16 protein-coding genes and 1 rRNA gene are annotated in these 19,760 nt (G+C 69.8%); 1 reads left to right on the top strand and 16 read right to left on the bottom strand.

From position 1 onward, the window contains the following. Nucleotides 1–21 precede the first annotated feature (21 nt). Nucleotides 22–792 carry an SDR family oxidoreductase gene (locus GUY59_RS29745; protein ID WP_138205448.1) on the top strand — a complete coding sequence of 257 codons (771 nt, stop codon included), beginning with the start codon at nt 22–24 and terminating at the stop codon, nt 790–792. 102 nt (nt 793–894) lie between these two features. Here the strand turns inward: GUY59_RS29745 and obgE are convergent, their stop codons facing one another. From obgE to rrf, 16 genes are all read right to left on the bottom strand, one after another. Beyond that, the gene (gene obgE, locus GUY59_RS29740) at nt 895–2,247 is read right to left on the bottom strand and encodes a GTPase ObgE (RefSeq protein WP_138205450.1); all 1,353 of its coding nucleotides are present in this window, start codon (nt 2,245–2,247) and stop codon (nt 895–897) included. Nucleotides 2,248–2,434: 187 nt separating this feature from the next. Further along, nucleotides 2,435–2,692 (bottom strand): 50S ribosomal protein L27, encoded by a 258-nt coding sequence (gene rpmA / locus GUY59_RS29735; protein ID WP_132516546.1) that lies wholly within the window; start codon nt 2,690–2,692, stop codon nt 2,435–2,437. Between the two features lie 15 nt (nt 2,693–2,707). Further along, nucleotides 2,708–3,010 carry a 50S ribosomal protein L21 gene (gene rplU / locus GUY59_RS29730; RefSeq protein ID WP_049575732.1) on the bottom strand — a complete coding sequence of 101 codons (303 nt, stop codon included), beginning with the start codon at nt 3,008–3,010 and terminating at the stop codon, nt 2,708–2,710. A gap of 225 nt (nt 3,011–3,235) precedes the next feature. Beyond that, nucleotides 3,236–6,514, bottom strand: a complete 3,279-nt coding sequence (locus GUY59_RS29725; RefSeq protein ID WP_236667624.1) for an Rne/Rng family ribonuclease — start codon at nt 6,512–6,514, stop codon at nt 3,236–3,238. 144 nt (nt 6,515–6,658) lie between these two features. Beyond that, nucleotides 6,659–7,411: a TIGR03936 family radical SAM-associated protein gene (locus tag GUY59_RS29720; RefSeq protein WP_246064250.1), complete on the bottom strand. Its 753-nt coding sequence runs from the start codon at nt 7,409–7,411 to the stop codon at nt 6,659–6,661. A 154-nt stretch (nt 7,412–7,565) separates the two neighbouring features. Beyond that, a complete protein-coding gene (locus GUY59_RS29715) occupies nt 7,566–9,476 on the bottom strand; it encodes a TIGR03960 family B12-binding radical SAM protein (protein WP_138205452.1) in 1,911 nt (636 codons plus the stop codon). Nucleotides 9,477–9,546: 70 nt separating this feature from the next. Continuing rightward, the gene (rodA, locus tag GUY59_RS29710; protein WP_132335675.1) at nt 9,547–10,713 is read right to left on the bottom strand and encodes a rod shape-determining protein RodA; all 1,167 of its coding nucleotides are present in this window, start codon (nt 10,711–10,713) and stop codon (nt 9,547–9,549) included. Then, nucleotides 10,710–12,755 carry a penicillin-binding protein 2 gene (gene mrdA, locus GUY59_RS29705; RefSeq protein ID WP_138205454.1) on the bottom strand — a complete coding sequence of 682 codons (2,046 nt, stop codon included), beginning with the start codon at nt 12,753–12,755 and terminating at the stop codon, nt 10,710–10,712. The genes rodA and mrdA overlap by 4 nt, the downstream gene beginning before the upstream one ends. Continuing rightward, nucleotides 12,752–13,216, bottom strand: a complete 465-nt coding sequence (gene mreD / locus GUY59_RS29700; RefSeq protein ID WP_132335671.1) for a rod shape-determining protein MreD — start codon at nt 13,214–13,216, stop codon at nt 12,752–12,754. Before mreD ends, mrdA begins: the two co-directional genes overlap by 4 nt. 253 nt (nt 13,217–13,469) lie before the next feature. Then, nucleotides 13,470–14,348, bottom strand: coding sequence for a rod shape-determining protein MreC (gene mreC / locus GUY59_RS29695; protein WP_138208497.1), 879 nt, complete (start codon nt 14,346–14,348; stop codon nt 13,470–13,472). Beyond that, nucleotides 14,348–15,379, bottom strand: coding sequence for a rod shape-determining protein (locus GUY59_RS29690; protein ID WP_132341603.1), 1,032 nt, complete (start codon nt 15,377–15,379; stop codon nt 14,348–14,350). Before GUY59_RS29690 ends, mreC begins: the two co-directional genes overlap by 1 nt. Nucleotides 15,380–15,697: 318 nt before the next feature. After that, a complete protein-coding gene (gene ndk / locus GUY59_RS29685) occupies nt 15,698–16,108 on the bottom strand; it encodes a nucleoside-diphosphate kinase (RefSeq protein ID WP_132341601.1) in 411 nt (136 codons plus the stop codon). 137 nt (nt 16,109–16,245) lie between these two features. Next, complete coding sequence (locus GUY59_RS29680; RefSeq protein ID WP_138208498.1) at nt 16,246–17,817, bottom strand: hypothetical protein; 1,572 nt, start codon at nt 17,815–17,817, stop codon at nt 16,246–16,248. 11 nt (nt 17,818–17,828) lie between these two features. Continuing rightward, nucleotides 17,829–18,170 (bottom strand): DUF4233 domain-containing protein, encoded by a 342-nt coding sequence (locus GUY59_RS29675; protein ID WP_138208499.1) that lies wholly within the window; start codon nt 18,168–18,170, stop codon nt 17,829–17,831. Continuing rightward, entirely contained in the window at nt 18,170–19,459 is a 1,290-nt protein-coding gene (locus tag GUY59_RS29670) for a bifunctional folylpolyglutamate synthase/dihydrofolate synthase (RefSeq protein ID WP_138208500.1), read from the bottom strand. The genes GUY59_RS29675 and GUY59_RS29670 overlap by 1 nt, the downstream gene beginning before the upstream one ends. Nucleotides 19,460–19,598: 139 nt before the next feature. Beyond that, a 5S ribosomal RNA gene (gene rrf, locus GUY59_RS29665) occupies nt 19,599–19,715 on the bottom strand. Nucleotides 19,716–19,760 lie beyond the last annotated feature (45 nt).

The raw sequence follows: 19,760 nt of genomic DNA, 5'->3' as shown, positions 1-19,760 counted from the left end.
ATTCGATGTAGTCATTTCCCCATGGGACTCCGTACTTATGTCGTCACCGGCGCCGCCTCGGGCATCGGCGCCGCGACCGCAGACCACCTGGAGGGGGGCGGCGACCGGGTGATCCGCTGCGACGTCCGCGACGCCGGCGTGACCGCCGACCTGACCACCACGGAGGGACGCGAACAGCTGGCCTCGGACGTGACGGCGGCCTCGGGCGGCCGGATCGACGGCCTGATCGCCGTGGCCGGCAGCGCCGCCCCCTCGCCGCTCACCGCGCGGCTCAACTTCTTCGGCACGGTCGCCACCCTGGAGAGCCTGCGCCCCCTGCTGGCCGCGTCGGACCTGCCCAGGGCGGTCGCCGTCTCCTCGCTGAGCGCCGTCGTGGCCGCCGACGAGGCCATTGTCGCCGCGTGCCTGTCCATGGACGAGGACGCAGCCGTCACCGCCGTCACGACCGCCGTCGAGGCCGGCCGGGGCCGCATCGTCTACCCGTCCACCAAGCTGGCGCTCAACCGCTGGCTCCGCCGGGCCGCCGTGAGCCCTGACTGGGCGCAGGCGGGCATTCCGCTCAACGCGGTAGCACCCGGCGTGGTGGACACGGAGGCGGCGAGAAGGATGTTCCTGGACGATCCGGCCACCCGCGCGCAGGTGTCGTCCATGATGCCCCAGCCACTCGGCTTCCCCGGGCCCGTCTCGGCGATCGTGTCACTGCTGGCCTGGACGGTGAGCCCGGACAACTCGTTCATGACCGGCCAGATCCTCTACGCCGACGGCGGCGCCGAAGCCACCCTCCGCCCCTGACCCGGACGGGCGGCGCTTCCCACCAGGCGAAACGGGCACCAGCGAGGGACATGCCGAACCGCCACCGGCACCAGCCGGCGGACCGGCGCGTCAGGTGACCGCCTACCCGAGGCGGTTGTCGGAGCCCCTCGGGCCCTGCCGTACGGACTCGGCGTGCAGTGTGGGCTGCCAGTCGAAGATGTAGCCGCCCTCCATGGGCCCGATCACGACCTCGACCCCGGCTCGCGCACCCGCCTTGGCCAGTTCCTCCTCGACCCCGAGCCGTTCGAGCCGGTCGGCGAGGTAGCCGACGGCCTCGTCGTTGCTGAAGTCGGTCTGCCTGATCCACCGTTCCGGCTTCTCGCCGGTGACCTGGAACAGGTTGTCGTTGACCCGCCGCACCCGGAACCCGGCGTCGCCGAGCTGCCTGGGCCGGATCACCAGCCGCGTGGGCTCCTCGACCGGCTTGACGGCCCTGGCCGCGGCCACCCACTCGCCCATGGCGTACGTGAGCTCGCGCAGCCCGTCATGCGTGGCCGCCGAGATCGTGAAGACCCTCAGCCCGCGCTCCTCGAACTCCGGGGTGACCAGCTCGGCCAGCTCCCGGGCGTCGGGCACGTCGGCCTTGTTGAGGACGACCAGCCGCGGCCGGTCGTCGAGCTTGCCGTACGCCCGCAGCTCCGCCTCGATCACCTCGTAGTCGGTGATCGGGTCGCGCCCCGGCTCCATGGTGGCGCAGTCGATGACGTGCACGAGCATGTCGCACCGCTCGACGTGGCGCAGGAACTCGTGCCCGAGGCCCTTGCCCTGCGACGCCCCGGGAATCAGGCCCGGCACGTCGGCGACGGTGAACACGGTGTCTCCGGCCGTCACCACGCCGAGGTTGGGGATGAGGGTGGTGAACGGGTAGTCGGCGATTTTCGGCTTGGCCGCGCTCAGGGCGGCAATCAGCGACGACTTCCCGGCACTGGGGAAGCCGACCAGCGCCACGTCGGCGACGCTCTTGAGCTCCAGCATGACGTCGAGCTCGTCGCCCGGCTCGCCGAGCAGCGCGAACCCCGGCGCCTTGCGGCGGGTGGTGGCCAAGGCCGCGTTGCCGAGGCCGCCGTGACCGCCCTGGGCGATCACGTAGCGCGTGCCGACCCCCACGAGGTCGACCAGCACCTCGCCCGTGGCGGTGTCCCTCACGACCGTGCCGTTGGGCACGGGCAGGATCACGTCGTCGCCGTTGGCGCCGTCACGGTTGGAGCCCTGCCCCTGCTTGCCGTTGCCGGCCTTGCGGTGCGGGCGGTGGTGGTAGTCGAGCAGGGTCGCGGTGTTGGGGTCGACCTCGAGGATGACGTCGCCGCCCCGCCCGCCGTTGCCGCCGTCGGGGCCGCCGAGCGGCTTGAACTTCTCCCGGTGGATGGAGGCGCACCCGTTCCCCCCGTCACCGGCCTTGATGTGCAGGACCACCTGGTCCACGAAGTCCGGCATCGAGCACCCTCTCCATCGCCCCCGGCAGGAGGCATCGCCACTACACCAGAAAGAACCCGGCGGCCGTCTTCACGCCGGGCGACAGGTTGTTCAACAAGCGCGGGGCCGCAGAACGTCCCCGGAAAACGCCAAGGGGTGGATCGACCTCTATCGATCCACCCCTTGGAAGCGAAAACCCGTGAGGAGACTACTCCGTGACGGGAACGATGCTGACGGCCCGGCGCCCACGCTTGACACCGAACTGCACGTGACCGGCGGCCAGCGCGAACAGCGTGTCGTCGCCGCCACGCCCCACGTTGTCGCCGGGGTGGAAGTGGGTGCCACGCTGGCGGACGATGATCTCGCCCGCGTTGACCAGCTGGCCGCCGAAGCGCTTGACGCCCAGGCGCTGAGCGTTCGAGTCACGGCCGTTCCGGGTGGACGACGCGCCCTTCTTGTGTGCCATCTCTCAAACTCCCGATCAGGCCTGGTCGATACCGGTGATCTTCACCTGGGTGTACCGCTGGCGGTGACCCTGGCGCTTCTTGTAACCGGTCTTGTTCTTGTACTTGAGGATCCGGATCTTCGGGCCCTTGGTCTCGCCGAGGATCTCGGCGCTGACCGTGAACTTGCCCGCCTCCGTGGTCACATCGCCGTCGTTGACGACGAGCACCGTCGGCAGCGAAACCGAAGAGCCGACCTCGCCGGCGACCTTGTCCACCTCGAGGACGTCACCGACGGAGACCTTCTGCTGCCTGCCGCCGCAACGAACGATCGCGTACACCGCGGAACCCTTCTACTGACTCACTGTTGCACTGCACTGAGATCCCGGCCACCCCGCGCGGGAATGACCGCTGACTCCGAATGCTGCGCCTGTCATTCGGCCTGTCCAACCGACGAACCGAGTAAGCGCGCCAACAGGGCACGTCACCTGACGCACCGATTCACCAGGGTACCGGATTAACGGCGCCCTAGGCGAACCGGACGGAACGTCGGAAGCCTGCCGAGGTTACTCGGCTGACTTGGCTCGGCGGGAGCGTCTCCGCCCCCTGCCGGAAGTCTGACTGGCTTGGTCGTCCTCAGCGGGGACTTCTTCAAGCGCACCGGTCACAGTATCACGGTTGCCGGAGTCCTTCGCCGCGGAAACCTTGTCGGCGACCGCCTTCTCGACGGCCATCTTGCTCTGCGTGCCGCGCGGTTCCGGCTTGGTCTCCACGGGCTCCGTGGAGATGATCAGACCGCGCCCGTTGCAGCAGTCGCAGACCGTCGAGAACGCCTCCAGCAGCCCCTGGCCGACCCGCTTACGGGTCATCTGGACCAGGCCCAGCGAGGTCACCTCGGCCACCTGGTGCTTGGTCCTGTCGCGCGCCAGGCACTCCAGCATGCGCCGCAGCACCAGGTCCCGGTTGGACTCGAGCACCATGTCGATGAAGTCGATGACGATGATGCCGCCGATGTCGCGGAGCCTGAGCTGGCGGACGATCTCCTCGGCCGCCTCCAGGTTGTTGCGCGTGACGGTCTCCTCGAGGTTGCCGCCCTGGCCGGTGAACTTGCCGGTGTTGACGTCGACGACGGTCATCGCCTCAGTGCGGTCGATCACCAGGGAGCCGCCGCTCGGCAGCCACACCTTGCGCTCCAGCGCCTTGGCGAGCTGCTCGTCGATCCGGTACGACTCGAACACGTCGCCCTGAGCGGCGTCCCACTTCGACAGGCGCTCGCCCAGATGCGGCGCGACGTACTTCACGTACTCGTCGACGGTGTCCCAGGCTCCCTCGCCCTGCACGACCAGCGAGGTGAAGTCCTCGTTGAAGACGTCGCGCACGACCCTGATCGTCAGGTCGGGCTCGGCGGACAGCAGCTCGGGCGGGCTCGCCGACTTGGCCTTCTTCTGGATGTTCTCCCACTGCGCGGACAGGCGGGCCACGTCACGGGCCAGCTCGTCCTCGGAGGCGCCCTCGGCGGCCGTGCGCACGATCACGCCGGCGTTCTCCGGCATGACCTTCTTCAGGATGCTCTTGAGCCGCGCGCGCTCTTTGTCGGGCAGCTTGCGGCTGATGCCGGTCATCGACCCGTCGGGTACGTACACCAGGTAACGGCCCGGCAGGCTGATCTGCGACGTGAGCCGCGCGCCCTTGTGCCCGATCGGGTCCTTCGTGACCTGGACGAGCACCGACTGCCCCGACTTCAGCGCCGACTCGATGCGCTTCGGCTGGCCTTCGAGACCGGCCGTGTCGAAGTTCACCTCACCGGCGTACAGGACGGCGTTCCTGCCCTTGCCGATGTCGACGAAGGCCGCCTCCATCGAGGGCAACACGTTCTGCACCTTGCCGAGGTAGACGTTGCCGACGTAGGACTGGCTGGCCTCGCGGTTGACGTAGTGCTCGACGAGCACGCCGTCCTCCAGCACCGCGATCTGGGTGCGGTCGCCCTGCCTGCGCACCACCATCATCCGGTCGACGGACTCGCGGCGGGCCAGGAACTCCGACTCCGTGATGATCGGCGGGCGCCTGCGCCCGAGCTCGCGCCCCTCGCGGCGGCGCTGCTTCTTGGCCTCGAGCCTGGTCGAGCCGCGCACGCTCTGCACGCCGTCGGTGGCGGTGTCGAGCCCTGCCGAACGTCCCGAGCGCGGCGCGCGGATGCGCACCACCGTGTTCGGGGGGTCGTCACCCGCCGGTTCCACGGCCTCGTCCGTGCCGCGGCGGCGACGCCTGCGGCGCCGGCGCGAACCGGAGCTCTCCTCTTCCTGGGCTTCCTCGCCCTGCCCGTCCTCGGAGTCCTCCTCCTGCTCCTCGCCGTCCTCCGACTCGTCGCGCTCGCGCGACTTGCCGCGGCCCCTGCCGCCGCGCCGGCGGCGACGGCGACGGCCGCCGCCCTCCTCCTCCTGCTCGTCGGAGGTGTCGGTGTCCGGCTCGTCCTCGGTCGCCGTCTCGTCGACCGGTTCCTCGGCCTCCTCGGCTTCCTCGGGCTCGTCGGCGACCGGCTGCGGCGGCCCGGCCCGCCGGGTGGCGGCGGGCTTGGCCTTGCTGGGGTCGGGCGCCTGGAACAGCGGCGCGAAGATGGCCGCGGGCCGCTGGAACGCGGCACCCGGCTCGTTCTGCCGGCGCGCGGTCAGCCCGAACGGGTCGGCGAGCAGGCTCGGGCGGTCGACGTCCTCGTCGAGGTCCTCCCCCGCGGGTTCGTCGTCGAGCGGCTCGTCCTCGGGCAGGATCTCGATGATGTCCTCGGTGTCCTCGGTGTCCTCATCGTCCTCTGCGGCCTGGGCGGACGCGAAGAGCGCCGTCTCGACGTCACCGCCGGAACGCTCGACCCCGGCCGCGGTGGCCCGCGTGTCCTCGCCCTGCGCCACCGTACCTGCGCCGGCCTGTGAGACCTCGGCCTCGCCCGCCGCCACGGCGGCGACATCGGCTGCCAGGTCCTCGGTGTCCCGGCCACCGGAGTCCTCGTCCGTACCGAACGGGGCGGCGGCCTCGCTGCCCCCTGTGGGCGCTCCCACCGCGACCGCGCCGCCGGTGGAGGAGGTCACGTCATCCTGACCCGCATCGACCGCGGCTTCGGGCTCCGCCTTCTTGCGGGTCCTGCGCCGCTTCGGCGGAGCCTCCTCGGCGGGCGCCGCGCTCTCGGGGAGCGCTCCCGCCTCGTCGGCCAGCTCCTCCGCGGCTTTCTTCGTCGTACGCCGGCGCGTCGTCGTCGCCGTGGACCGGGTCCGCGTGGTCCTCTTGGGCTTCTCCTCGGCCGGGCTCTGCGGCGCACCTGCACCCGTGCCGTTGGCAGCGGCGACGCTCGTCGCCTCACCGCCCGTCTCAGGAGCTCCGGCGACCGCGCCGCCGGCACTCTGCGAGTCGGCCACACCGGCATCGGACGCGGTCGTGGCCGCGGCACCGGCGTCGGACGCGGTCGTAGCGGCTGCACCGGCGTCACCTGTGGCGGTGGAAGTGTCGCCGTTGGCGGCATTGGCCGGGCCCGGCCCTCCAGCGACCTCCCCCGCGCCGCCGGGAAGATCCGCGGCGTTCGCACGCGCGGCCGCCGTGTCGGCGGCCTCCGCGAGGATCTCGGGTGCGGGCTCACCGGCGGCACGCTGTACGGCGTTGATCTGCACCGGCTGCACCTCGGCCACCGACGGCGCCGCCTGCGCGGCTACGACGGTGACCGGGACGGAGGTCGGCTCGTCGGGCTCCGGCGGCGGACCCGCGGGCCGGCTGGCGGAACGGCGACGCCTGGTCACCTCGGGCTGTTCAATTGTCTCCCCGTCAGGGCCAGTGGCCCCGGCGTTGGGCTCGTTGTCGAGCATGCGGGCGCTCTCCCGTCAGCTCCCGGGCGCGTCGCCGCGCCGCGCAGGAGCCCTCGTGTCTCGTTGTCCGCCGGCTCCCCCGATGAGGGAGCGCCGGCGCCAAGTCCTGTCAACGGTCGTGCCCGGCTCGCGCAGGGCACTTCCTTAACCGGCGACGTGCTCACCCGCCGGTCCCGCCTCGCCGCCGCGCGTCGTGTCGCGGTCCAGGTCGAGCGGGTCGGCAAGCGCACCGGTGCTGGCGTCGAGCGGCCCCTGCGCCAGCCTGGTCACCTCGGGGGGAACCGGCGGCGCGAAGTCGGCCACAAGGCGCAGCCCTGTGAGCACATCGTCGGGTCGAACGGCAGGCGTCATGTGCCGAACAACCATGCGCAGTATGACACACGGTCGTCCATGCACCTGAGCTGCGGTTCTGTCTGTTCCCTCGGACACCACGAGCCTCAGGACCGCCTCCCGCGCGTCGAAACGGCGGGGGCCCTTCTTGGTGAGGCGCTCGACGTCCACCGTGCTCGCCGCGAGGAACTTCTCCGCCGCCACCTGGGCGAGCTCGCGATCGGCACCGGGCAGCCGCACCTCCCAGTCGGAGACCTCCAAGCGGTCGGCCAGACCACCAGGCCCCGCCTCCACAACGTCGAGCACGTCGAGCCCGGGCGGCAACGACCGGTCGAGTCCGGACTTGACCTCGTCCGGAACGCACGGCGTGGTAACACCGAGCTCGAGGTATTCGGCTTCGCTGGCGACGCCGGTCGGCGCCGCGCCCGCGTAGGAGATCTTCGGGTGAGGCGAGAAGCCCGCGCTGTAGGCCACCGGAATGCCGGCACGGCGGACCGCTCTCTCGACGGCCCGCGAGATGTCGCGGTGGCTGGTGAAGCGCAGGCGGCCGCGCTTGGCGTAACGCACACGCAGGCGCTGCACCGTAGGCGCGGGCGGAGGCCCTTCGGGAACAGGTTTCAGAGCTGTGTCGTCCTTCCCTTGTAAGAGTTCCTACCACTCAGGATAAGCCGCGCTGACGTGTGTGCGTGTACGCCGTGACACGCCTTGCCCACTGAGCGCGCTAGACCACCGTCAAAGGAAGGAGTTTTCGCCCGGTAGGACCTATCTGAATCTCCGTCCCCATGGTGGGGCAGACCCCGCAGTCGTAGCATGGCGTCCAGCGGCAGTCTTCGACCTCACTGCCGGAAACGGCCTCCTGCCAGTCCTGCCAGAGCCACTCACGGTCGAGTCCGGCGTCGAGGTGGTCCCACGGAAGCACTTCGTTCTCTTCGCGCTCGCGCGTGGTGTACCAGTCGACGTCGACACCGGCCTGCTCGGCCGCCGCCATCCAGCGCTCGTACGAGAAGTGCTCGCTCCAGCCGTCGAACCTGCCGCCGCTCTCCCAGACGGCGCGGATCACGGCGCCCACGCGGCGGTCGCCGCGCGAGAGCAACCCCTCGACGATCGAGGGTCTGCCGTCGTGGTAGCGGAAGCCGATGGCCTTGCCGTACTGCTTGTCGCCTCTCAGCGAGTCGCGCAGCGCCTTGAGCCTCCGGTCGACGGTCTCGTGGTCGGCCTGGGGCGCCCACTGGAACGGCGTGTGCGGCTTGGGCACGAAGCCGCCGATGGACACCGTGCAGCGGATGTCACGACTGCCGGTGATCTCCCGGCCCGCCTTGATGACCTTCTTGGCCAGGTCGGCGATGCCGAGCACGTCTTCGTCCTGCTCGGTGGGCAGTCCACACATGAAGTAGAGCTTGACATGCCGCCACCCCTGAGAGTAGGCCGTGGTGACGGTGCGGATCAGGTCTTCCTCGGTGACCATTTTGTTGATCACCTTGCGCATGCGCTCGGAGCCGCCCTCGGGCGCGAACGTCAGGCCCGAGCGCCTGCCGTTCCTGGAGAATTCGTTGGCCAGGTCGATGTTGAACGCGTCGACCCTGGTCGAGGGCAATGACAGCGAGGTGTTGGTGCCTTCGTAGCGGTCGGCCAGGCCCTTGGCGACCTCGCCGATCTCGGAGTGGTCGGCGGACGACAACGACAGCAGCCCGACCTCGTTGAAGCCGGACTCCTTGACGCCGTTCTCCACCATGGCGCCGATCGTGGTGATCGAACGCTCGCGCACCGGCCGGGTGATCATGCCGGCCTGGCAGAACCGGCAACCGCGCGTGCAACCGCGGAAGATCTCCACGCTGAACCGCTCGTGCACCGTCTCCGCCAACGGGACCAGCGGCTTCTTCGGGTAGGGCCACTCGTCGAGGTCCATCACGGTGTGCTTGTGCACCCGCCACGGCACGTCGGTCCTGTTGGGCGCGACTCGCTTGATCCGGCCGTCAGGGTGGTAGTCGACGTCGTAGAACTTGGGCACGTAGACGCCGCCCGACTCGGCGAGCCGCGTCAGCAGCTCGTCACGGCCACCGGGACGGCCCTCGGCCTTCCACTCGCGGACGACCTCGGAGATGGCGATGGCGATCTGCTCCCCGTCGCCGAGCACGGCCGCGTCGAGGAAGTCGGCGATCGGCTCAGGGTTGAAGGCCGCGTGGCCCCCCGCGAGCACGATCGGGTCGTCGTCGCCCCTGTCGGCCGCCGTCAGCGGAATGCCGGCCAGATCGAGCGCGGTCAGCATGTTGGTGTAACCGAGCTCGGTCGAGAACGACACCCCGAGCACGTCGAAGGCGCGCACCGGCCGGTGCGCGTCGACGGTGAACTGCGGGACGCCCTCGGCTCGCATGAGCGCCTCGAGATCGGGCCAGACCGCGTAAGTGCGCTCGGCCAGCGTGCCCGGCAGCTCGTTGAGGATCTCGTAGAGGATCGCGACGCCCTGGTTGGGCAGCCCGACCTCGTAGGCGTCGGGATACATCAACGCCCACCGCACGTCGGCGGAGTCCCAGTCCTTGACGGTCGAGTTGAGCTCGCCCCCGACGTACTGGATCGGTTTCTGCACCTTCGGCAGCAACGCTTCCAGGCGGTGGAAAATCGACTCGACAGGCATACCGTCAAGGGTAGCGGCGTTCAGGCGGTGGCAGGTCCGGGCCCCGGTGCAGAAATCCGCCAGGAGGCCTTCAGTCGAACGAATGACCGCGCACCCTGATGGCCTGCAGCAGGCCGACGGCGATGAGATTGGCGAACGTGGCCGTGCCGCCGTACGACACGAACGGCAGCGGAAGCCCGGTGATCGGCATGATCCCGATCGTCATGCCCACGTTGATGAACATCTGGAACGCGAACCAGCACACGATCGTCCCCGCGACCAGCGTCCCGAACCGGTCCTCGCACTGCCTGGCGATCTTCAGCCCGCGCAGCAGCACCACGCCGAGCAGCAGCACCACGGTGACGGACCCGAGAAACCCGAACTCCTCCCCCGCCACCGTGAAGATGAAGTCGGTGTGCTGCTCCGGCACGAACCGCCCGGTCGTCTGCCCGCCGCCCAGCAGCCCTTTGCCCAGGAGCTGCCCCGACCCGATCGCGATCAGCGACTGCGTGCTGTTGTAGCCCACCCCTCGCGGATCCACGCTGGGATCGACGAACGCGGTGAACCGCGCCACCTGGTACGGCTCCAGCAACTGGAAGTAGAACACCGCGAACACGGCGGCGCCCGCCACCGTCGTCAGCGCCGCGATCCACCGTTTGCGCACCCCCGCGATGATCAGCGCGGACGCCGCGATCACTGCCAGCACCATCGCCGTGCCGAGGTCGGGCTGGAGCATCACCAGCCCGATCGTGAGCGCCGCGGCGAGCAGCGCCAGCACGACGTCGAACCCGCGCGGCCGGTCGGAGCCCTCAGCCGGCTGCGCCAGCAACATCGCCGTGATGAGCAGCAGGCCCACCTTGGCGAACTCCGACGGCTGCACCGCGAACCCGCCGCCGAGCAGGATCCACGAGTGCGACCCGTTGATCGTCGCCCCCAACGGGGTGATCACCAGTCCAAGCCCCACCAGGGAGGTCAGGAACACCAGCGGCGCGTAGGCCCGCATCGCCCGGTGGTCGATCGAGGCCACGATGCCGCACAACACCACGCCGAGCGCCTGGTTGAGCAGGTGTTTCTTGACCAGTCCCGTCGAGCCCGGCGCCCAGGTCCTGGTGGACGACCACACCAGCAAGGTGCCGATCACGCACAACCCCGCCACGGCGACCAGCATGAGCCCGTCGAAGCGTCGCACGGCCGAGTGCTCGCCCGCCACCCGCCGCAGCAGCGAGGGACGCCGGACGGCGGCCGTGCGGCCCGTCATCCTCGTGCCACCGTTCCGTCAGGCGCGAACGCCGGCAGCCGCGTCGTCAACCGGCCGCCGGGCACCGCCGGGGGCCGCTTGATGCCGTAGATGCCCTCGTAGATCTCGCGCGCGGCCGGCGCCGCCGCCGAGCCGCCCATCCCACCCTGGGAGATCATGACGACCACGACGTATTGCGGGTTCTGGGTGGGCGCGAACGACGCGAACCACGCGGTGTCCTTCTTGCCCCAGACCTCGGCGGTGCCGGTCTTGCCGCCGATGCGAACCTTGTTCATCGGAAACCCGGCGAAGGCCCCCGCGGCGGTGCCGTCGGAGGGCACCTGGCTCAGCGCGTTCTTGATGTAGCGCCGCTCCTTCTCGCTGAGCGGCAGCTTGCCGACCACCGGCACGTCGATCGTCTTGACCACCTTGCCGTCGGGCCGGACCTGAGCCCACCCGATGCGCGGGCTGCGCACCTTTCCGTCGGTCACCAGCGCCATGTACGCCCTGGCCAGCTGCAGCGGCGTCACCAGCACGTCGCCCTGGCCGATGGAGAAGTTGGCGGCGTCGCCCGGCCGCAGGAGGAAACCCTCGGTGCAGTTCTCCAGCGCGAGACGCTTCAGGAACTCCGCCCGCGCACGGTCCTTGATCTCCGGGTAGCCCTTGCGCGACCGCTCGCAGTTGACCGCGCTGGTGCGGTTCCACAGGTCCTTCTTCCAGGCCCGGTCGGGAATGCGCCCGGACGACTCGCCGGGCAGGTCGATGCCCGTCGGACTGCCGAAGCCGAAGGCCCGCGCGACGTTGGCGAACACCTCCTTCGGTGTCTTCTTCGGGCTGCGGCCGCCGTCCTTCGTGTACTGCTCGAACGCCGCCTGGTAGAAGATCGTGTCGCATGACTTGACCAGCGCCATGTGCAGGTCGAGCGTGCCCAGAGGAATGCCCCGGAAGTTGTTGAACGCCCGTCCGCCCACCATGACGGAGCCGGGACAGCTGTAATTGCCGTTGAGCGGGTAGCCGGCGCGCAACATGGAGGCCACCGACGAGACCTTGAACGTCGAACCAGGCGCGAACTGGCCGTTGATCGCCCGCGACACGAGCGGCTTGCCGGACTTCTCCGACATCAGCCGCTGGTATCCGCGGGCCGAGATCCCGCCCGCCCAGATCGCGGGATCGTACCCGGGGGCGCTGGCCAGCGCCACGACCCGCCCGCTGCGGGCGTCGAGCACCACCCCGGCCCCGCCGTCGGCTGACGGCGCCGCCTTCATCGCCCGCGCGAGCGCCTTCTCCACCACGTTCTGTACGCGCGAGTCGATGCTGGTGACCAGGTGGTCGCCCGCGATGGGAGTGGTCTGCTCCTCGACGCCGAGCGCCTTGCCCATCCGGTCGACCTGCACCCTGCGCAGCCCCGCCTTGCCGCGCAGCGCCTCGTCGTAGACGTATTCGAGTCCGTCGCGCCCGACCAGGTCCACCCCGGAGAAGCTGGCCTTGAGCCCTTCGCGTTTCTCCAGCTCCGCCTCGGTGACGGGCTGAAGGTAGCCGAGCATCTGGGCTCCGGCCCTGCCTCCCGGATATTGCCTGACGGAGTGGATCTCCGCCGTCACCCCGGGAAACTCCTCCTGCCGTTCGAGGATCTGCAGCGCCTCACGCGTGTCGACCTTCTCGTCCAGCGGAACCGGCTGGTACGGCGACCCGGTCCAGCACGGCTTCGCGATCCCGGGACCGCACGGCGTGATGCGCTGCTGCAACTGCGCCACCGGCCTGTCGAGCACCGCGGACAACTTGCGCAGCACCTTCACACCGCCGTCAGGCATCCTCGAAAGCCTCGTACGGTCCACGGACACGACCAGCGCGGTCTTGTTGCGCACCAGCGGCCGGCCGGACGAGTCGAGGATCTGCCCCCGAACGGCCGGCACGATCACGGTGCGCGTCCTCGTCTCCGTCGCCCGCGTCACGAACTCCTGCCCGCGCACCACCTGCACCTGCCACAACCGCATGGCCAGCACGACGAGCAGCGTCAGCACGAGGACGTGCAGCACCAGCAGCCGGGCCCGCATCCTGATCATGTCGAGAACCTCGTCCGCCCGGCACGCGCGGTCATCCAGATCACGATCGGCGACACCAGCAGCGTGTAGACGACGGTGACGGGCACCTGCTCGGTCAGCGTGGACATCGTCACCCGGGGATCAGAGATCAGCCCGCCCACGCCGGCCGCGAGCAGCGGCGCCATCAGCACGCACAACACGACCGTGGTCACCTGACCGCCCGCGCCGTGCCCGGCGACGTATCCGACGAGCGCCAGCACGAACGCGTACTGACCGAGCAGGTGCGCGGTCGGCGGCATGACGTCGACCAGCAGCCCGGTGAAGAAGCCGAGCATCGCGCCCGATGCCGGCCCCCGCGACAGTGCCGTCCCGATCAAGGCGAGCAATACCAGGTCAGGCGCGCCCCCGGCGGGCAGCGGCAGCCGGTTGACCAGCATGACCTGCGCCAGCAGCGCGATCAGTACGGACACGCCCCCGATCACCGCGCCCCCTCCCCACCGGCGTCCACACCCGGCCCGGCGAGCGTCCCACCAGAAGCCGCCCTCACCTCCGCCGAAGCCTCACCACAAGCCCATCGGCCGAACCCTGCCCGGGCCACACCACAAGAGGCGTGCACACCCGATCTCGTGAAAGGACCGCCCGAAGGCGTCCCCGCGTCCGGCACCAGAGCGATCGCCTCACCCGGCGCCGCATGCGCTCCCGGTGCCAGGGCCGTCGCCCCTCCCGGTGCCCCGGTCACCGCTCCTTCTCCTTGGGGGGCAGCACCGCATCACGCGGGTCACGCTTGGGCGCCTCCACCACCACACCGACCACATCGAGAGCCGTCAGATCCGCGTACGGCCTGGCGTAGGCGATGCGCGTCAGCTCTCCCGGCGTCGACTCCACCCTTTCGATCACCCCGACGGGCACCCCGGCCACATAAGGCCTCCCGTGTTGCGATCCGAAGCTCACGATGCGCCCGCCCCTGGTCAGCGCCGCGGTCGAGTCGAGCAGCCGGAACTGCACGAGCCGCCCGTGCTCCCCGACTCCGTGCACGACGCCGATCTCCTTGGCCCCTTCCAGCCGCGCCCCCACGGCTGAGGCGGGATCGCTGATCAGCACCACCGTCGAGCTGTGCGCCGACGCGCGGATGACTCGCCCGATCAGCCCCTCGCCGTTGATCACGGTCATCTCGGTGTGTACGCCATCACGGGTGCCCACGTCGATCTGCACCGCGTCCTCGAAGCCAGGCGCGCCCCGCCGGGCGACGACGTTCGCCGGCACCACCTTGTATCCGCCCGTACCGGCCAGGCCGAGCATGTCCTTGAGCTCCTCGGCCCGGTCGGAGTCGAGTTCGCCGGCCAGCACCCCGGCCCGCAGCTTGGCGTTCTCCGCCTTGAGCGCGTCGATGCGTTCCTGAGCGGCGGGCGCTGCGACCAGCGCCTGCACGAACCCGCCGATGGGGCGTACGACCCCGCCGCCGAGTTGCTCCGCCGTGCCGAACACGTAAGCCCCGGCCGCGCGCAGCGGGTGCAGCGGCGAGTTGTCGCCCGTGCGGTGGTCGACGGTCAGGATGACCAGCGCCGCCGCCAGCAGCACTCCCAGGATCAGTCGGGCACGGTTCGAATCTCTCATCAGTGTCGCGACTCCGGAACCAGGACCTGCTGAAGCGCTTCGAACTCCTCCGCGCACTTGCCCGAGCCGATGGCGACCGAGTCGAGCGCGTTGTCGACGAGGTGCACAGGCATGCCCGTCTCCGCCTTGACCCGCTCGTCCAGCCCCCTGAGGAGGGCGCCCCCGCCGGTGAGCGCGATGCCGCGGTCCATGATGTCGCCCGACAACTCGGGCGGGCACTTGTCGAGCGTGGTCTTGACCGCGTCGACGATCGCGTTGACCGGCTCCTCGGTGGCCTTCCTGATCTCTTCGCTGGACACGATGATCGTCTTTGGCAACCCGCTGACCAGGTCGCGGCCGCGGATCTCCGCGTGCGACTCCTCGCCGTCGGGGCAGGCCGAGCCGATCGCCATCTTGATCTCCTCAGCCGTGCGCTCGCCGAGCATCAGCGAGTATTCCTTCTTCGCGAACGTGATCACCGCCTGGTCGAGCTCGTCGCCGCCGATCCGGATCGACTGGCTGGTGACCACGCCGCCCATCGAGATGATGGCCACCTCGGTGGTGCCCCCGCCGACGTCGACCACCATGTTTCCGGTCGGCTCGTGCACCGGCAGCCCCGCGCCGATGGCGGCGGCCATGGGCTCCTCGATGATGTAGACCTTCCTGGCGCCCGCCTGGTATCCCGCCTCCTTCACCGCGCGCTGCTCGACGCTGGTGATGCCGCTGGGCACGGCGATGATGATGCGCGGCTTGGCGAGGTGGCGGCGTCGATGCACTCTTTGGATGAAATATCGCAACATCCGCTCAGTGACATCGAAGTCGGCGATCACACCGTCCTTGAGCGGACGGACGGCGACGATGTTGCCAGGCGTGCGGCCGATCATCCGCTTGGCCTCGATGCCGACCGCCACGATCTTCCCGGTGGCGGTGTTGATCGCTACGACTGACGGCTCGTTTAGCACGATGCCCCGGCCGCGCACGTAAACCAACGTGTTTGCGGTGCCCAGGTCGACCGCCATGTCGCGGCCGAGAAACGCGAGCTTGCTGCCCATGGGGAACGGAGCCCTCCGTAACGTCCAATGCGAATGACTACGGATCGAATTCGAATCGTAACGTGACGTACCCACCGATGGGCGCAATGAGCCCCCGCGCCCCACAAAAATCTCCAGCCCCTAGCTCAACCGCAATTTTGCCCGGATTGCACCACAACATCCGACAGGCCGCGGGAACGTCTCAACACCCAACCGCGAGCAAAGATACGAGAACCCCCCGACAAAACCCTGCCCGTGCCACAGTAAAGAAATGGGCCGGAACACCACGTGCCCGCGCAACGAAAAGCTGCGCGGGCACGACGGGAAAGGCTGAACCGATCAGAAGCGGTCCGGGAAGAAGATCTTGATCTCCCTGGCGGCCGACTCGGGCGAGTCGGAGCCGTGCACGACGTTCTCGCCGATCTCGAGGGCATGGTCGCCACGGATCGTGCCGGGGGCCGACTTGACCGGGTCGGTGGCGCCGGCCAGCGCGCGGAAGGCCTCGATCGCGCGCGGGCCCTCGAGCACCATGGCGACGAGCGGCCCCGAGGTGATGAACTCGACGAGTTCGCCGAAGAAGGGCCGCTCGGAGTGCTCGGCGTAGTGAGCCTTCGCGGTGTCGGCGTCGAGGGTGCGCAGGTCCATCGCCACGACCTTGAGGCCCTTGCGCTCCACGCGGGCGATCACGTCACCGATGAGGCCGCGCTTGACCCCGTCGGGCTTGATCAGGACAAGAGTGCGCTCGGACACTTGGAGTTCTCCTTCGAACAGAATGGGACGCGGCGACAGGCACCGGGCCTCGCCCGGTGAACGCTCCGCGGGACACGGAATCACGCGCCGAATGGCGGGGCCCTCAGCTTACCGTCCCGCGCCGCGCCCTCGTTTCGCTACGCGGAGGCCGTGTCCTCGGGAGAATGCGCCTGTGGCGGCACCGCGGGCGGCTCGGGCCGCCGCTCGTCACCCCACCGCGGCCGAACCGTGTCGAACGCCGACTGGGGCGCCCCTGTCGGAGGCTCCTCGCCAGCGAATCCTCCGGCGCAGGGCGGCTCCGCCGCGCCGGCCTCCTGCGTGCCACGCGGGGGCGGCGTCTCCTCCTTCACCGGGCGCCAAGCCATCACCGAGGCGAGCGCGATCACCACGACCAGCAGGAAACCACCGATCAGCGCCCACCAGTGCAGCGCCCCGACGAAGCGGTCGACCAGTTCCTGCGCCGAACGCACCCCGTCGAGCATCGTCATCTGCACCCCGGTGCCCAGCAGGAAACCCGCCAGCACCCCGGCACAGCACAACGACAGCCCGTAGACCGCCGCCCCGAAACCCACGTCCTGCAACGCCGCCGTCAACGCCACCGCCGCACCGGCAGCGAGCAGCGTGAACGGCACCACGAGCACCAACCCGTCAGCGGACGGCACGACCAGCCGGACCGCGCACAAGCCGGCGACCATGGCCAGCAACCCCAAAGGCACCAGCCACCGCGCGGCGACCCCGGCGTACAGCCGCACCGCCACCGCGGCCGCGACGGCGAACACCCCGGCCAGCGCGAACGGGATCCACAACCCGCGCAGCCCTGGCCCGCCGAGCCCGCCCATCTCCATAAGCGTCACCTGCGCAGCGCTCGGCACGAGCACGACGCCCACCGCCACCATCGAGTACGAGAGCGTACGGTTCCGCGGCGGCCCGAACGAGGCCAGCACCAGCAGCCCGACGACGGCCAGCCCGGCCAGCGCGATCACCGGGACAGCCCGCCACCCTTCATTCGCCGTGCTGATCGCCATGATCGCGATGCCCGCCGCGGGCGCGACGGCCAGCAGCAGCCTGCCGCGTTCCTCCCCCTCGGCCTCCGGCGTGGAAGGCGGCCTGAGCGTCATCCACCCGACGAGGTGGACGGCGGCCAGAGCGAGCGCCACGCCCGTCACCAACGGGTAGGGCTGCAACGTCACCTTCCAGCTGCTCACCGCGTCGAGCGGCCAGAGCGCCAACGCCTGGGCCGTGAGCAGGCTCAGGCCGAACATGCCGGCCCACAGGGCGCGCAACACCGGCGCCCGATCCCAGACGGCCGCGAGCGTGGCGGGCACGATCAGGCCCGCGCCGACGCCGCGCACCACCCGAACCGCTCCGACCAGCAGCTCAGAGCCCGCGTATCCGCCCGCGGCCTCGGACAGCGCCACCAGCGTCAGCCCGGCGAGAAGCAGGTGCGCGGCCTTCACCCGGCGCAACGCGACGGAGGCGAGCGGCGCGGTGAGCACCAGCGCGGGCAGGGCGAGCCCGTGAGTGCGCATGAGCCCGACCTGGTCGATGTCGCCCGGCAGAAGCTTGGCGACGACGGAGAGCGTGTTGGGGATCGCGACGAGCGCCAGTGGCAGAGCGGCCACGACGAGCAGCCCGAGCACGGCATCGAGCAGCCATGGAAGTCTGGGGCCAGCCGGGTGCGGCGACCGCTGGATCGGGGGGACGGCCATGTAGGCCGACTTTAGCGGGTAGTAGCGCCTTCGACACGGCGAGCGACGATAATTGCGGTGATCCAGAGCGCTGCGAAGATGGCGCCGAGGAAGAACATCGCCGGCACGAGGAACCCCGTGCAGATGGCCAGCACTTGTACGACGCTGCCGAGCACGTAGCCGAAAGGCTTCTTGAGCAGGCCCGCGGCGAGCACGCAGAGCACGGCCAGGCCGATGCCGACCGTGACCGCCAGCCAGGGTCGGATCCCACCGACGCTGATCGCCACGGGCGTGATCAGCCCGGCGACGATCGCCTCCATGCCGAGGACGCTGGCGCCGAGCCGCCGCATTCCCGGGGTGACCTCGAAGTTCATCACGAGCCGTCTGCCTTCATCAGCAGTCGCGCATCGCCCGCGGTGACCACGGACCCCGTGATGAGCACTCCGGTGCCGCTGAACTCTCCCTCGGCGTCGGCGATGCCGATGCCCTTGTCGATGGCGTCGTCGAGGCGTTCGACGACGTGCACGCGCTCCTCGCCGAAAATCCGCTCCGCCAGTGACGCCAGCTCCTGCGCCGTCATGGACCGGGGAGAGGAGTTGCGCGTGACGATGATCTGGTCGAGCACCGGCTCGAGCAGATCAAGCAGCGCGTCGACGTCCTTGTCACGCATGACCGCGACCACGCCGACGACCTTGGCGAAGTCGAACGCCTCGTGCAGCGCCTCCAACGTGGCCTGCATGCCGGCGGCGTTGTGGGCGGCGTCGACCACGACCGCCGGTGTGCGTCGCACGACCTCCATCCGCCCCGGCGAGGCGACCTCCGAGAACGCCTGGCGTACGAGGTCGATGTCGAGCGGGTCGTCGCCGCCGGTCAGCGCCTCCACGGCGGCCAGCGCGCAGACGGCGTTCCCTGCCTGATGAGCGCCGTGTAGCGGCAGGTAGACCTCGTCGTAGACGCCCTTCAGCCCGCGCAACGTCAGCAGTTGCCCGCCGAGCGCCACCTCACGGTTGAGCACCCCGAACTCGAGCCCCTCCCGCGCCACGACGGCGCCCACCTCGGCAGCGCGCCGCATGAGCACCTCGGCGGCCGGCAGTTCCTGCTGCGCGAACACGGCCGTGGAGCCGGTTTTGATGATGCCCGCCTTCTCCGCGGCGATGCTGGGGATGTCAGGCCCGAGCCGGTCGATGTGGTCGAGCGAGATGGGGGTGATCACCGACACGGTGCCGTCCGCGACGTTGGTGGCGTCCCAGGACCCGCCCATTCCGGCCTCGACGACGGCGACATCGACAGGCGTGTCGGCGAACGCCGCGAACGCCATCGCCGTCAGCAACTCGAAGAACTGGATGCGCCGCCCCTGCGTGTCGGTCAGTTCGACGTACGGGATGATCTCCTCGTAAACCTCGGCGAACCGTTCCTCACTCAGCGGCGCACCGTCAACGGTGATGCGCTCGCGCATCGACACCAGGTGCGGGCTGGTGAACCGCCCCACCCTCAGGTTGCGCTCCCGCAGGAGCGCCTCCGCCAGCCGCGCCGTGCTCGTCTTGCCGTTGGTGCCCGCGATGTGCATGACGGGGTACGCCCGCTGCGGGGAGCCGAGCACATCAAGAAGGGCCGCGATCCTGTCGAGCGTCGGCTCGAAATCCCACTCGACGCCACGCTCCATGATCGCGCGTTCTACCGCACGATAATCCACACCATCAACCTTACTGACCGCAGTCACCGCTCACGACGCGGCCCGACCTGGACACCCCCCAACGCAAAAAGGGGCTCCACGCCTCAAGCGTGGAGCCCCTACAAAAACTGTCCGGCGGCGACCTACTCTCCCACACCCTCCCGAGTGCAGTACCATCGGCGCAGAGAAGCTTAACTTCCGGGTTCGGAATGTAACCGGGTGTTTCCTTCCCGCCATAACCGCCGTAACCCCATGAAACCGACAAACACAACCGCTTGCAGTCTCAGAATTG

The organism is Nonomuraea sp. K271, assembly GCF_009908215.1.
GTDB classification, from domain to species: Bacteria; Actinomycetota; Actinomycetes; order Streptosporangiales; family Streptosporangiaceae; genus Nonomuraea; species Nonomuraea longispora.
This window is presented reverse-complemented; position numbering and strand designations above follow the sequence as displayed.

Coding starts and splice junctions, on each gene's coding strand:
- GUY59_RS29745 (WP_138205448.1), top strand. CDS start 22: ATGGGACTCCGTACTTATGTCGTCACCGGCGCCGCCTCGGGCATCGGC.
- obgE (WP_138205450.1), bottom strand. CDS start 2,247: ATGCCGGACTTCGTGGACCAGGTGGTCCTGCACATCAAGGCCGGTGAC.
- rpmA (WP_132516546.1), bottom strand. CDS start 2,692: ATGGCACACAAGAAGGGCGCGTCGTCCACCCGGAACGGCCGTGACTCG.
- GUY59_RS29725 (WP_236667624.1), bottom strand. CDS start 6,514: ATGCTCGACAACGAGCCCAACGCCGGGGCCACTGGCCCTGACGGGGAG.
- GUY59_RS29715 (WP_138205452.1), bottom strand. CDS start 9,476: ATGCCTGTCGAGTCGATTTTCCACCGCCTGGAAGCGTTGCTGCCGAAG.
- rodA (WP_132335675.1), bottom strand. CDS start 10,713: ATGACGGGCCGCACGGCCGCCGTCCGGCGTCCCTCGCTGCTGCGGCGG.
- mrdA (WP_138205454.1), bottom strand. CDS start 12,755: ATGATCAGGATGCGGGCCCGGCTGCTGGTGCTGCACGTCCTCGTGCTG.
- mreC (WP_138208497.1), bottom strand. CDS start 14,348: ATGAGAGATTCGAACCGTGCCCGACTGATCCTGGGAGTGCTGCTGGCG.
- GUY59_RS29690 (WP_132341603.1), bottom strand. CDS start 15,379: ATGGGCAGCAAGCTCGCGTTTCTCGGCCGCGACATGGCGGTCGACCTG.
- GUY59_RS29680 (WP_138208498.1), bottom strand. CDS start 17,817: ATGGCCGTCCCCCCGATCCAGCGGTCGCCGCACCCGGCTGGCCCCAGA.
- GUY59_RS29675 (WP_138208499.1), bottom strand. CDS start 18,170: ATGAACTTCGAGGTCACCCCGGGAATGCGGCGGCTCGGCGCCAGCGTC.
- GUY59_RS29670 (WP_138208500.1), bottom strand. CDS start 19,459: ATGGAGCGTGGCGTCGAGTGGGATTTCGAGCCGACGCTCGACAGGATC.